The 13,191-nt window shown below is 64.2% G+C and carries 16 protein-coding genes; 9 read left to right on the top strand and 7 right to left on the bottom strand.

The window, feature by feature from the left end:
* Positions 1–3 precede the first annotated feature (3 nt).
* The gene (locus tag RB548_RS31980; RefSeq protein WP_331376381.1) at positions 4–699 is read left to right on the top strand and encodes a NapC/NirT family cytochrome c; all 696 of its coding nucleotides are present in this window, start codon (positions 4–6) and stop codon (positions 697–699) included.
* A gap of 16 nt (positions 700–715) precedes the next feature.
* On the opposite strand, the gene RB548_RS31975 is transcribed toward RB548_RS31980, so the two are convergent.
* From RB548_RS31975 to ubiT, 5 genes are read right to left on the bottom strand one after another with little or no spacing between them, the layout of a single operon-like run.
* On the bottom strand, positions 716–1,084 hold the full coding sequence (locus RB548_RS31975; RefSeq protein ID WP_331376380.1) for a YbaN family protein: 369 nt from the start codon (positions 1,082–1,084) through the stop codon (positions 716–718).
* 54 nt (positions 1,085–1,138) lie between these two features.
* On the bottom strand, positions 1,139–1,531 hold the full coding sequence (locus RB548_RS31970) for a hypothetical protein (RefSeq protein WP_331376379.1): 393 nt from the start codon (positions 1,529–1,531) through the stop codon (positions 1,139–1,141).
* A gap of 13 nt (positions 1,532–1,544) precedes the next feature.
* Positions 1,545–2,465: a ubiquinone anaerobic biosynthesis protein UbiV gene (ubiV, locus tag RB548_RS31965; protein ID WP_331376378.1), complete on the bottom strand. Its 921-nt coding sequence runs from the start codon at positions 2,463–2,465 to the stop codon at positions 1,545–1,547.
* 3 nt (positions 2,466–2,468) lie between these two features.
* Positions 2,469–3,446 carry a ubiquinone anaerobic biosynthesis protein UbiU gene (gene ubiU, locus RB548_RS31960; protein WP_331376377.1) on the bottom strand — a complete coding sequence of 326 codons (978 nt, stop codon included), beginning with the start codon at positions 3,444–3,446 and terminating at the stop codon, positions 2,469–2,471.
* The gene (gene ubiT / locus RB548_RS31955; RefSeq protein WP_331376376.1) at positions 3,437–3,943 is read right to left on the bottom strand and encodes a ubiquinone anaerobic biosynthesis accessory factor UbiT; all 507 of its coding nucleotides are present in this window, start codon (positions 3,941–3,943) and stop codon (positions 3,437–3,439) included. Before ubiT ends, ubiU begins: the two co-directional genes overlap by 10 nt.
* Positions 3,944–4,049: 106 nt before the next feature.
* Here ubiT and RB548_RS31950 point away from each other — a divergent pair, with 106 nt between their 5' ends.
* Together RB548_RS31950 and RB548_RS31945 are read left to right on the top strand one after the other, a co-directional pair.
* The gene (locus RB548_RS31950) at positions 4,050–5,558 is read left to right on the top strand and encodes a UbiD family decarboxylase (protein WP_331376375.1); all 1,509 of its coding nucleotides are present in this window, start codon (positions 4,050–4,052) and stop codon (positions 5,556–5,558) included.
* A complete protein-coding gene (locus RB548_RS31945) occupies positions 5,555–6,130 on the top strand; it encodes a UbiX family flavin prenyltransferase (RefSeq protein ID WP_331376374.1) in 576 nt (191 codons plus the stop codon). The genes RB548_RS31950 and RB548_RS31945 overlap by 4 nt, the downstream gene beginning before the upstream one ends.
* Before the next feature lie 32 nt (positions 6,131–6,162).
* Here RB548_RS31945 and RB548_RS31940 read toward each other — a convergent pair whose 3' ends face one another.
* Positions 6,163–6,855, bottom strand: coding sequence for an NnrU family protein (locus RB548_RS31940; RefSeq protein WP_331376373.1), 693 nt, complete (start codon positions 6,853–6,855; stop codon positions 6,163–6,165).
* 160 nt (positions 6,856–7,015) lie between these two features.
* A complete protein-coding gene (locus RB548_RS31935; RefSeq protein ID WP_153439984.1) occupies positions 7,016–7,171 on the bottom strand; it encodes a hypothetical protein in 156 nt (51 codons plus the stop codon).
* Positions 7,172–7,407: 236 nt separating this feature from the next.
* On the opposite strand from RB548_RS31935, the gene RB548_RS31930 reads away from it, so the two are divergent.
* From RB548_RS31930 to RB548_RS31905, 6 genes are all read left to right on the top strand, one after another.
* On the top strand, positions 7,408–7,965 hold the full coding sequence (locus RB548_RS31930) for a cytochrome c oxidase subunit 3 (RefSeq protein ID WP_331376372.1): 558 nt from the start codon (positions 7,408–7,410) through the stop codon (positions 7,963–7,965).
* Between the two features lie 4 nt (positions 7,966–7,969).
* Complete coding sequence (locus RB548_RS31925; protein WP_331376371.1) at positions 7,970–8,248, top strand: cytochrome C oxidase subunit IV family protein; 279 nt, start codon at positions 7,970–7,972, stop codon at positions 8,246–8,248.
* A gap of 169 nt (positions 8,249–8,417) precedes the next feature.
* Entirely contained in the window at positions 8,418–8,870 is a 453-nt protein-coding gene (locus tag RB548_RS31920) for a c-type cytochrome (protein WP_331376370.1), read from the top strand.
* 24 nt (positions 8,871–8,894) lie between these two features.
* Entirely contained in the window at positions 8,895–10,241 is a 1,347-nt protein-coding gene (locus RB548_RS31915; protein WP_331376369.1) for a nitric-oxide reductase large subunit, read from the top strand.
* Between the two features lie 75 nt (positions 10,242–10,316).
* A complete protein-coding gene (locus RB548_RS31910; RefSeq protein ID WP_331376368.1) occupies positions 10,317–11,129 on the top strand; it encodes a CbbQ/NirQ/NorQ/GpvN family protein in 813 nt (270 codons plus the stop codon).
* Positions 11,130–11,140: 11 nt separating this feature from the next.
* Entirely contained in the window at positions 11,141–13,042 is a 1,902-nt protein-coding gene (locus RB548_RS31905; RefSeq protein ID WP_331376367.1) for a nitric oxide reductase activation protein NorD, read from the top strand.
* Positions 13,043–13,191: the final 149 nt, after the last annotated feature.

Raw genomic sequence — 13,191 nt, 5'->3', positions numbered from 1 at the left:
GCCATGGAATGGATCAGGAAACTCGTCCTCTGGGCGTGGCACGTCGTCAGCACGCCGGCAGGAACACTGAGCCTCGGCTTTCTGACGCTCGGCGGCTTCGTCGGCGGCGTGATGTTCTGGGGTGCCTTCAACACCGCGCTGGAGCTGACCAACACCGAGACCTTCTGCACCTCCTGCCACGAGATGCGCGACAACGTCTACCAGGAGCTGACGCGGACGATCCACTTCTCCAACCGCTCCGGGGTCAGGGCCACCTGCCCGGACTGTCATGTGCCGCACAACTGGACCGACAAGATCGCCCGCAAGATGCAGGCGTCGAAGGAGGTCTGGGGCAAGATTTTCGGGACGATCAATACACGCCCGAAATTCCTCGAGCACCGGTTGGAACTCGCCCAGCATGAATGGGCGCGGCTGAAGGCAAACGACAGTCTCGAGTGCCGCAATTGCCATTCCGCCGTGGCGATGGACCTACAGAGACAGACCGAGCGGGCGGCGGCAATCCACACCCGCTACCTGCTTCCCGGCCGGGCGACCTGCATCGATTGCCACAAGGGCATCGCCCACGAGCTGCCGAACATGCAAGGAATTGATCCGGGCTGGAAGATGCCGCCGGAACTGGAAGGCGAAAGCACCACCAGTTCGACTCCGATCGACGAACTGCGTCAGGCGATGAAGGAACTGCACGCGAGCAATTTCTGACGCAACTGGATCGGCGTCAATTGCTCGGGCGTGTGAGGATGAAGGCGACGGGGAGCGCCATCACAGCCGCGACGATGGCCGCAAGCATCGCGTCCGGCGCGCTGAAAAGACAGAAGAGACCGAAACTTGCGACGATCAGGGCGACGGCGGTGAACTTCGCCCTCACCGCGATCGCACCCTTTTCCCGCCAGAGGCGCAGCGAATGGCCGAAAACGGGATGCTCGACGAGCCAGCGCTCAAGCCGGGGAGACGCCCGGGCGAACAGGCCCGCCGCCAAGAGCAGGAAAGGCGTGGTGGGCAATAGCGGCAGGAACACGCCTGCGATGGCGAACCCGACCATCAGCCAACCAAGGCACAGGCAAAGGATACGCAGCGGAAGGTTCATTCGCCGTCTCCAGATCGCGTACAACAGAACCCGATCCCGAAAGTCTAATCGTGTTCATCGCACGCCCGCCTTCGAACTCGGCAACGCGGCGGTGGCATTGAGCAGCCGCGCCCCTTGCAGCGCGGCTTCGGCAATGTCCTCGAAAAGCAGCCGCGCTTCCACCAGCACGCTGCGGTCGGCATCCCCATAGCCGATCTCGTCAAGCTCGTGAAGCAATTCCATGATCGTGGCGATGCGGCGCCGCTGGCGCCGGGCCTGGTTGAGCATGCGTTTTTCGCGTTGCCTCGCCGTCAGGCTCTCGAAGCGAAGCAGCAATTCGTCGACGCGTGTGCGGCAGCCGCATTCGAGCGAAGCTCCATCGATCAACCTGCGGATCTGGCTGATCACGGTCACGAGATTTTCATCATTTGCGGTCCCATCTGCGAGCATGTCGAATTCACGTGTCATGGTGAGACTCCGGCTAAGTTGATGCGTTGCCTGCGATCCAGGCGGCTCCTTGCCGGGCGTAGTGGAACCCGTTCGAAAGCTGCGCGCCGGGATAGGCCTCTTGAAGACGGGCGATGGCATCGGCGGGTGCGGACCTGCCGGCGATTGCGTCGTCGAAGGCTCGGGCGACGGAGACCATGTCGCAGTCCTGCGGCGAAAGGCGGATCCGCGAAATGCCCGCGGCCGCCAGTTCCGGCAGCTCCTGGATCAGCGCCTGGCATGTGTGCGATACGGTCTGCACGCCATTCAGGACGAGAAAAGGCTGACGGTCGAGCGTTTCTACCGTGAGCCCATCCGGATCGTCGCCGCAGATGAACTGGCAATTGTCCTTGACCAGCCCCTTGGACCGGGCATGCGCGCAGCGGGCCGAGATCGCCAGCGGAACACGTCCGAACGCGAATATCTCGAACGATACGCCGTGTGCATCGCGAACGATTTCGCCCACGGATGTCATCGGCAGTTCCGGCGGCAGGCAGATGCTCGTGGCGCCGCGCGAGGCGAGCAGCCGTGCGGTGGCGCCGTTATAAACGTTGATCAACGGGCCGACGGAGTGTGGTTTGCCGGCCAGCAACCCGAGCGCCGACAGGTCGTTGGCTTCGACCGGGTGCGCGCTGTCGCGCACCAACGCGCGCACGACCTGGCTTTCGCGTTCGAGCGTGACGAGCGCCAGCGAGGCGAGGCTGACGCTTTTGCCTGCGCGCTCCAGCCGCTCGACCACTTCGGTGACATGCGGCTCGATAAAATGCAGCCGTTTCGAGCAGACCGTCTCGCCGATGACCACGTGGGCGATCGGTGCCTCGTCGGCGATGCGGAAATAGAAATCGCGCCATTTCGGTCCGTCCCAGAGGTAAAGAACCGGGCCGAGGCTGAGGCTTGGAAGCGTCGTGACGGTCATGATCTACCTCCAGCGCTTTTCATAGGCGCCGGACGTTGTCCGCTGGCCTTCGCTTAAGAGTCTGAGCCGCGAGATGAGGGCGGGCCGCTCGGCGGCATTCGCGGCAAGCGCGCGGCGCATCACCGAGACGACCTCCGCCACATAGGCCTTGCCGCGCTGCCGCCCCTCGATCTTCAGCGCGCTGACCCCTGCGTCGCGCAAAAGGTCGACGTGGTCCATCACGTCGAGCGAAACCGGGTCCTCGAAGGCGTAGCCGCGTTCGTCGGCGACGTTGAAGCGTCCCTTGCAAAGTGTCGGGTAGCCGGCTGCCTCGCCGGCGGGAAAGCGATTGATCGTATACTCCCCGAGTTCCGAGACGAGTTCGTTGCCGTCCTCGCGGTAGCGGACGTGGCTCGCCGGGGAACAGACGCCATTCATGTTCGGCGACTTGCCGGTCGCATAGGAGGAGAGCGAACACCGCCCCTCCGCCATCACGCAGAGCCCGCCGAAGACGAAAACCTCGATCTCGCAGCGGATCTGCCGCGCAAGGCGGGCGATGTCGGGGATGGTGAGGATGCGCGGCAGCACGACGCGCTTTGCCCGAAACGTCTCGACCAGGAAATTGACCGCGTCCGCGTTGGCGGCGGAAGCCTGCACCGATACGTGCAGGCGCTGGTCGGGATGCCGCTCGGCGGTATAGGCCATCAGGCCGAAATCGGCGAGGATGACGGCGTCGGCGCCAAGGCGTACCGCATCGTCCACGGCCTCGTGCCAGAGCTTCTCGCGACCGGCGCGCATGAAGGTGTTGATAGCAACGAAGGTCATCGCTCCGTGCTGACGGGCATAGGCGACCGCCGCCTTCAGCTCGTCGCGGGAAAAGTTCAGCCCGGGGAAATTGCGGGCATTGGTCTCGTCGCGAAAACCGCAATAGACGGCATCGGCTCCGGCATCGACGGCCTCGCGGAAGGCGGCCGGCGTGCCGGCCGGGCAGATCAGTTCCATTGGCCGGCCTCCCTGGGCAGGACGCGGCTCCTGATCTCGGCGGCGGCCCGCCGGACGAGCGGCGCGAAGGGGCCTGCGAGACTGCCGATGTCGGAGGGCAGGTCGATGTCGCAGTCGTCGAGAGCATTGCGCAGTGCCAGCATCGCTTCCATGTCGCCGGTCACCGTCAGGTCGCGCGAGAAGAACACGGCATCCCCGTCGAGCCGGCCTTCGAGCAGCCCGAGGAGGAGGACGAAACCGCCGGTGACCGAAGCGTCGGTCACCGGCAGGTTGGGCTTGCGGTGCACGGATATGTGGGCCTTGACAGGTTCGACCAGGAAGCCGACCGGCAAGTCGGACGGGATGAAGCCGTATCGCTTGGCCGCGTGTTCGCCGAGGCGATCGAAAAGGCCGGGATGACGCGCCATGACGTGGGAGAAGACGAGCCTTGTCGCCCGCTCAATGGCGGGAATGGGGATGAGCCGGAGCGGAACGGCCATCGCTGGGGGAACGGTCATGTGGAGCCTGCGAGGTGTGAATGTTCTCCCGATGTTAGCCGGCCGCCGTCGCCTGTGTTTGTCCCACATCAAAGACAGGCGGAAATCACCGGCACAAAGAGGCGGCATGAACAAAGCCTTCCGCACCGCAGAGCACTTCGCCTCGCTACAGGATTTTGCTTCGGCGCTTGAGCGCGACGGCGAGCTGAAGCGGATTTCGCGGCCTGTTTCGCTCGTCCATGAAGTGACCGAAATCCACAGGCGCGTGCTTGCGGCGGGCGGACCGGCGCTCCTGTTCGAAAAGCCGGTCGATGCTTCCGGCCGCGTGCACGCAATTCCGCTGCTCGCCAACCTGTTCGGTGCGCAAGCGCGGATCGAGCGCGGCTTCGGTCTGGAGCCGGGCGGGTTGCCGCTGCTTGCGCGGGAACTCGCGGATCTGCGTGATCCCCGCGCGCCCGGATCGCTGCGTGACGCCTGGGAGAAACTGCCCTTGCTGCGGTCCGCGCTCGCGATGTGGCCGAAGCATCATAGCCGTGCGCCGTGCCAGGAGATCGTCTGGTCGGGTCCGGAGATCGATCTCGGGAACCTGCCGATCCAGTGGTGCTGGCCGGGCGAGCCGGCGCCGCTCATCACCTGGCCGCTGGTCATCACCATGGCGCCCGACGATCCGACCGACATCAATGTCGGCATCTACCGCATGCAGGTCCTGGGCAAAGACCGCGCGATCGTCCGCTGGCTCGCCCATCGCGGCGGCGCGCGGCATCATCGCCTCTGGCAGAGACAAGGGCGGGACATGCCGGTCGCAGTCGCGATCGGGGCGGATCCGGCCATCATCCTCGCTTCGGTGATGCCGTTGCCGGACGGGTTGAGCGAACTCAATTTTTCCGGGCTCATTCGCCAGCGCCGAACGCCGGTTGCGACAGGTCGGACGGTGCCGTTGCCGGTGCCGGCGAACGCGGAGATCGTGCTCGAAGGCACCGTATCCGCCGCTGAGACGGCCGATGAAGGACCCTACGGCGACCATACCGGCTATTACAATTCCGTCGACCACTTCCCTGTCATGACGCTTTCAGCGATCACCATGCGCCGCAATCCGATCTATCTCTCCACCTATACCGGCCGGCCGCCCGACGAACCATCGCGTCTTGGCGAAGCGATGAACGTGCTGTTCGTGCCGCTCGTGAAGAAGCAGTTTCCGGAAATCGTCGATCTGTGGCTGCCGCCGGAAGCCTGTTCGTACCGGGCGATGGTCGTGGCGATCGACAAGCGTTATCCGGGCCAGGCGAAGCGGTTGATGATGGGGCTTTGGTCGATGCTGCCGCAGTTCAGCTACGTGAAGCTGATCATTGCCGTCGACCCGGACATCAATGTGCGCAACTGGCCGGATGTCGTCTGGGCGCTTTCCACGCGCTTCGACGCGAGCCGCGACGTGATGATCATCACTGACACGCCGATCGATTATCTCGACTTCGCCTCGCCGCGATCCGGTCTCGGCGGCAAGCTCGGGCTCGATGCGACCACCAAGATCGGTGCGGAGACCAACCGCGAATGGGGGAAGGTGCTCGATATGTCGCCAGAGGTGAAGGCCGACGTCGACCGGATGTGGGCCGAGCTGGGTCTAGGAGACAGTAAATGACGGGAATATCGAGGATCGTCGTCGGCGTGACCGGCGCCTCGGGAGCGGCGATCCCTTTGCGCATTGCCGAACGACTTGCGCGGATCGACGGGGTCGAGATGCATCTGGTCATGTCGCTGGCTGCACACCGGACATTGAGCCACGAGGCGGGACCTGACGCGCTGTTGCGCTTGCTCGAACGGGCTGACCGGACCTACGAGCACGACAACATCGGCGCGGCGATCGCCAGCGGATCCTTTCCTACCGCCGGCATGATCGTCTCACCCTGTTCGATGCGCACGCTGGCGGCGATCGCCAATGGACTTGCCGACAATCTCCTCGTCCGCGCCGCCGACGTGCACCTGAAGGAGCGCCGGCGGCTCGTGCTGATGACGCGCGAGACGCCGCTTCATCTCGGGCACCTGCGCAACATGTGCGCCGTCACGGAAATGGGGGCGATCGTCATGCCGCCGGTGCCGGGATTTTATCACCGGCCGACAAGCGTCGAGGCGATCGTCGACCATCTCGCCGCGCGTGCCATCGATCTCCTGGCGCTGCCTATCGCACCGCTGGCCGAAGCCTGGCAGGGATGAAGTCGGCCGAGAAGAACGTCCCGGCGGCAGGTTCAATACATCGTAAAGGCTTGCAGCAGCGGATCGGCGCCGAAGAGGGCTGAGTGGCCGCCGGCAAGCAGCCAGAGCGTGATTGCGGCCGTGGCAAAGGCCGACAGCACCAGGACCGGATCGAGACGGAAGCGGGCGCGGCCGCTGAGGATCGCCGCGAACGGCCAGATCGACGTGCCGGCGGCAGCGGTCGGCCAGTTGTCGCCGAGGCGCCGGCGCGCGCGCCGCTCGACCATCAGGAAACCGCCCGCAGCAAACAGCGCGAAACCGCCGAAGAGCACGAGCGAGCGAAGATCGCCGTTCGGAACGACGTGTCCCGCCGCCCAGATGAGGAACCCCCAGAGCACCGGATGCCGGGTGACGCCGACGATCGCTCCCGTCCGCTCGGTGCCTTGAAAGATCGAGACGGAAAGCGCGTTCTCGCTGAAGAGGCCTGCAAGAACGAGGAAGATGCCGAGGGGTGCAAGCACAAGCGTCACCCAGGCCTGCCAGGGCGCCGGGTCCCAGAGCGGTATGAAGTCCAGTGTCAACGCCGCGTGGAAGACCCAGACGAGCGCGACGATCGAGAGCAGCGAATAGCCGGCAAAATAACCCTTCCGGCCCAGCCGCTGAATGAGCCGCGCGCGAAGTTTCGGCATGGCGGGCACCATGTGGAGCGCGAGAAAGACCGCGAAGGCCAGGAGAAATTCAAGCATGGCAATTACCTCTAGACACGCGACGGACGCCACTTGCAAGTCCGCCGGGACCACACCCCCCTCTGCCCTGCCGGGCAGAGGGGGTGTGGACCTCCGTTTGCGCCGTTGCAATCTGACAGGGCGACCGGCGGGTTTCCTTGATCTGCCGCAAGCCCCGGGCTCAGCGGTCGAGAAAGAGCACCACGGCAATCGCGATCGAGAACAGGACGGCCGAGACCGTGCCGGCGCGCTGCAACACGCCCATGCGATGGAGGACAAGGGCGAAAACGATGATGATGGGGGTTGCGACCGAAAGGCCGATCTGTGCGTCTGTCATCGAATAACTCCTGGATCACGATGATTTGGGTCGACTCGACCAGAAATCATAAACGTCATCGATTCTAATAAGTTAGCGCGGGATGCGGGCGGAAAACCGCGCGCACTTTCCCTCGTCCCGCTTTAGTTGCCTTCGCCGATATCGGGTTTTTGGCCCGGCTTCCTTGCGCAATGTCAAAGACATCACTTCGCCGGCTCGCCTAAGTGCCGATCGTTTCCGCTCAAGGGAGATGTGGCATGGATGCACGGGCACCAACTGACGTCGAGGCGAAAGAAGAAGCACCCGCGGACGAGTTTCTGCTCTGGGTTCTGGTCTGGAGCGAACTCGCCGCCTTCGGCATCCTGCTTATCGCCTTCCTCGTGACCGGCCTTCTGCAAGCGGATGCATTTGCTGCCGGGCGAAGCGAACTCAACCCGGTGCTCGCGGGCATCAACACGCTGGTGCTTTTGACGAGCGGCTGGCAGGCAGCGCTCGCCGCGCGCAAGTCCGCACTACCCGGGGAGCGCCGGCGTGCCCTGGTCATGGCGGCCCTGCTCGGTTTCGTCTTCGTCGCGGTCAAACTCGCGGAATATAGCGGCGAATTTGCAAGCGGCGACATTGCCCGGCTCGGTGCCTTCTTCGAGCTCTATTTCCTGATCACCGGGTTCCACCTGCTGCATGTGGTCTTCGGCGGCCTCATCCTGCTTCTCGTCGCCTGGCGCCAGACACCCGGCAACATAACCCTGATAACAACCCTCTGGCACGTCATCGATCTCATCTGGATCGTGATGTTCCCGATCATCTATCTGGTATGACGTCATGACGGACCGCACTCGAAACCAACTCGGTCGAACCTGGATCGTGCTCGTTGCCATCGTCCTTTCGGGCATGCTGGCGGTCGCCTTTCAAGGCCGTGCCCCTGTTGTCGTTGCCGCCGTTCTCGTCCTGGCGCTCATCAAGGCCAGACTGATCATCCTGGATTTCATGGGCCTGCGCAGCGGTCCGGCCGCCATGCGGCGCGGGCTTCTCGTCTGGCCGCTGGTCCTCGCGCTTCTGGCAGCGGCGAAGCTGTTCGCCACCGGCATGCCTTCCCTTTGAAACCGCTCTCCTTGTTTGCCGAAACGCAAAGAACGCGCGCGGGAAATCCATAGACATGGATCGTGCCCCGGACATTCGTCGGCACCGCGACAGGCGGCGCCAAGCGGGGAGGGGATCAGATCAAGCCGGCCACGCTTTCGCGGCCATCTGAAATCGAAAGGACCACGTGATGGCAGAACGCCTCACCAAGACCGGGGCCCGAAACGTCTTCTACGGCGGGTCCTTCTTCTTCTTTGCAATATTCGTCGGGCTGACCGCCCATAGCCACTACTACATGAAGACGAGCTCGACGGACGAGACGACGCTGACGGACTCGGTCGGGCGCGGCAAGCACGTCTGGGAAAAGAACTCCTGTATCAACTGCCACACGCTTCTCGGCGAAGGCGCCTATTTCGCGCCCGAGCTCGGCAATGTCTGGAAGCGTTGGGGCGGGGACAAGGATCCGGACGGCGCGCGCGAGACGCTGAAGGCGTGGATGGCGGCGCAGCCCTCCGGCGTCGAAGGGCGCAGGCAGATGCCGCAATTCAATCTCACCGAACAGGAGCTCAATGATCTCGCCGACTTCCTGGAGTGGACGAGCCGCATCAAGACCCAGAACTGGCCACCGAACGAAGCCGGCTAAGCGTTGCGATTGGAGTTAAGAACCATGAAATACCAGACCCAGAAGGTCGCGATGCTCTATTTTTATGGCGCGCTCGGCCTGTTTCTCGCCCAGGTGCTGTTCGGTGTCCTCGCCGGCACCATCTACGTCTTGCCCAACACGCTCTCCGAACTCCTGCCGTTCAACATCGTGCGCATGGTGCACACCAATGCGCTGATCGTCTGGCTGCTGATGGGCTTCATGGGCGCCACCTATTATCTCCTGCCAGAGGAAGCGGAAACGGAGCTTTACAGCACCAGGATCGCCGTGGCGCAGTTCTGGCTCTTCCTGATCGCGGCGGCAGTCGCGGTGGTCGGATACCTGTTCCATGTTCACGAGGGCCGCGAGTTTCTCGAACAGCCCTTCGCGATCAAGGTCGGCATCGTCGTGGTGGCGCTGATGTTCCTCTACAACATCACGCTGACCGTTCTCAAAGGCCGCAAGACGACGGTGACCAACATCCTGATCTTCGGCCTGTGGGGTGTGGCGATCTTCTTCCTGTTCGCCTTCTACAACCCGATGAACCTGGCGCTCGACAAAATGTACTGGTGGTACGTCGTCCACCTGTGGGTTGAAGGCGTCTGGGAGCTGATCATGGCATCGGTGCTCGCCTTCCTGATGATCAAGCTCAACGGCATCGACCGCGAGGTCGTCGAGAAGTGGCTCTACGTCATCGTCGGCCTGGCGCTCTTCTCGGGCATCCTCGGCACCGGCCACCACTACTACTGGATCGGCGCTCCCGGCTACTGGCAGTGGATCGGCTCGCTCTTCTCGACGCTCGAAGTCGCACCGTTCTTCACCATGGTGATCTTCACCTTCGTGATGACCTGGAAGGCCGGGCGCAAGCATCCGAATCGTGCGGCCCTGCTCTGGTCGATCGGCTGCTCGGTGATGGCCTTCTTCGGCGCCGGCGTCTGGGGTTTCCTGCACACGCTGTCCTCGGTGAACTACTACACCCATGGCACGCAGGTGACTGCGGCCCACGGCCACCTCGCCTTCTTCGGCGCCTATGTGATGCTGAACCTTGCGGTGATGGCCTATGCGATCCCGGAAATCCGCGGCCGCCAGCCCTACAACCAGTGGCTCTCGATCGTCAGCTTCTGGGCGATGTGCACCGCCATGTCGGTGATGACCTTCGCCCTCACCTTCGCGGGCGTCCTTCAGGTCCACCTGCAGCGCGTCCTCGGCGAAAGCTACATGGACGTGCAGGACCAGCTGGCGCTGTTCTACTGGATCCGCCTCGGCTCCGGTGCCGTCGTCCTCGTCTCGGCGCTGATGTTCATCTGGGCGGTGCTGGTTCCCGGCCGGGAACGCAGCGAAAGGCTCAGCCCTTTGATCCAGCCCGCCGAATGACCGACATTACTGGCCCAGACAATGCGTCGGGGCCGGTCCTTCCGTTTGCTTCGACTGTTTGTCACGGAGATCAAAATGAATTTCGTCCTGCCGAACGCACCCCGCCCGACCGCCGACATTCCGCACTACAGTCCGCTCGGCAACGAATGCGCGCTGTTCGAAACCGCCTGGGTGAGGCAATTGCCGCTCTTGCTGAAAGGACCGACCGGCTGCGGCAAGACACGTTTTGTCAGCCATATGGCGGCAAGACTCGGCCTGCCGCTTTCGACCGTTTCCTGCCATGATGATCTTGCCGCCGCGGATCTCACCGGCCGTTACCTCTTGAAGGGCGGCGATACCGTCTGGGTCGACGGGCCGCTGACGCGCGCGGTGCGCGAGGGCGGTGTGTGCTATCTCGACGAAATCGTCGAGGCGCGCAAGGACGTTGCCGTCGTCCTGCATCCGCTGACCGACGACCGCCGCATGCTGCCGCTGGAGCGCACCGGCGAGATGCTCGCGGCGCCGCCCGGTTTCATGCTGGTCGTATCCTACAATCCCGGCTACCAGAATCTCCTCAAGAGCCTGAAGCCGAGCACGCGGCAACGCTTCGTCGCGATCGAGTTCGATTTCCTGCCGAAGGCTCGGGAAATCGCCGTCGTCTCGGCGGAAAGCGGCCTCGCGGAGGCGCAGGTGGCCCGGCTCGTCGATCTCGCCGCGCGCCTCAGGGCCCTCAAGGGCCACGATCTCGAAGAGGGCGTTTCGACCCGTCTGCTCGTCTACTGCGCCTCCCTGATCGACGCCGGGATGCCGGCGAAGGAAGCTGTTCGCGCCGCCATGATAGAACCCTTGACCGACGAGCCGGATGTCCGGGCCGCCCTGCTGGAAGTGGCCGAGTCCCTGATAGCGTGAGGTCCCTGGCGATGCTCGATTTCCTCGAACTGGAAGAAACGGTCGGTCGTGCCTGGCACCGCTTCATCGGCAATACGCGCACATGGCGGCGCCATCCGGAGCACGCGGTGCGGCTCGCCGATCTCCTGCCGGTGCTCGCGATCTCGTTCCGCGGGCACGGCGGCGAGAGTGCGGTGCAGATCGCCCCGGCCCGCGGGCGTACATCGGCCCACAGGCTCAAATGGCGCCACAGGGTGGGCCTCGGGGAAGAAAAGCTGGTGCAGCCCGGGCGCGATCATGCATCGCTGATGCTGCCGACGGAAATCGATCTTTTCCCGGACAAGGACCTCAATCGCGACCTCTATTTCTGGCTTGTCGCCTATATGGCGACGATGTCGCTGGAGCCGCTGGCGGAGGCGGATCTTCTCCGCCGCGATCTTGCCGCACTCGCCCGTGCGGAAGTAACGGTCACGGCGGTGTTAGGCACGTTTCCGGGCATGCGCGCGCGCTACCGCCGCCTGGCGGCAGCCGTCCTTGCCGAGCGGACGCGAGGCGCGCTGCCATCCGTGGAGCAGCATGTCGAAAACCGCATTCTCGGCATGTTGCGGAAGACCGCCGGGGAGCCGGACGAGACTTTGCCGGTGATCTTCCCGCATCGGGCGCCGCCCGGCTATCTGCCGATGCTGCCTCTTCCGCTCTGGCCGGATGCGCTGGTGCGCGCCGAGACGGAAACACGGCGCGAGGACGATGAGCCAGCGCAAGGCAGGGCGTCGTCGTCTGCTGTCGAGGCCGAGCGCCATGTCGCGACCCGCGAGAACCCCGAGAACCGCAAGGGCGACCGCAGCCCCTTCATCCTCAACCGCTTCGAGAAGATCCTTGCGATGGCGGAGATGGTCAACGTCGACCGGCCCGCCGACGACAGCGACGACCACGACGCGAAGGCGGCTGAAGAGCTGGACGAGATGACGCTCGGCGAACGGAAGGGCCGCCCGGCCGCCCGTTTCCGGTTCGATCTGGACCTGCCGCCCGAGGCGGTCGACGTCACACCGTTGACGGCCGAACGTACTTATCCGGAGTGGAACTACCGCACCGGCACCTATCTCAAGGACCATTGCCGCGTGTTGGCTTCCCCCGCTTCCGCGCTCGGCGACCGCGTCGAGCTGACCGCGGGGACGCAAAGCCTCATCCGTCGCATGCGGCGCCAGTTCGAGGTGCTGCGTCCGCGCCACGAGACCTTGCGCGCGCAGCTCGATGGTGCCGACCTCGATCTCGACGCCGTGGTTCGTGCACGCACCGACCTTGCGGCCGGCGGCCAGGGAAGTGACCGCATTCACCTGATGAGCCGGCCGCAAGCGCACGATCTCGCCGTCACCATCCTTGTCGACGTGTCCCTCTCGACCGATTCCTGGTCGGACAATCACCGCGTTCTCGATGTCGAGAAGGAGGCGCTGACGATCCTGGCGCATGGCCTGGCGGCCTGCGGCGACAACCATTCGATCCTGACCTTCACGTCGCGTCGGCGCGACTGGGTGCGGGTGGAAACCGTCAAGGCTTTCGACGAAGCAATGAGCGGCCTCGTCGAAGCGCGGATCGCTGCGCTCAAGCCCGGCTATTACACCCGCATCGGCGCTGCCATCCGGCATGCTTCGGCCGAACTCCGCAAGCAGCCGAACCGCAAGAAACTGCTTCTGGTGCTGACCGACGGCAAGCCGAACGACGTCGACCATTACGAGGGACGCTTCGCGCTCGAAGACAGCCGCCGTGCCGTGTCGGAGGCCCGCCGAAGCGGGATCAGCACCTTTGCCGTCACCGTCGACCGCGAGGCGCGATCCTATGTGCCGACGATGTTCGGCCAGAACGGCTATGCCATGGTCGGCAACATTGCCCGGCTATCGGCCGCACTTCCCGCCATCTATCGCGGGCTTGCCGGATAGATGAGGCCGGAGTTTGGGGAGAAGCACGGCAGACCGCATGAGGGTGCCGTACCCCGCTCCCAATCGTGCCGCGGCCGGCTTCTCATCGAGGGCTGGGTTGCTCCTCTTGAAGCCGTTGCACCGCTGGGCTAGCATCAATCGTGCTGCTG

The organism is Sinorhizobium chiapasense, assembly GCF_036488675.1.
In the GTDB taxonomy this organism is placed as follows: domain Bacteria; phylum Pseudomonadota; class Alphaproteobacteria; order Rhizobiales; family Rhizobiaceae; genus Sinorhizobium; species Sinorhizobium chiapasense.
This window is presented reverse-complemented; position numbering and strand designations above follow the sequence as displayed.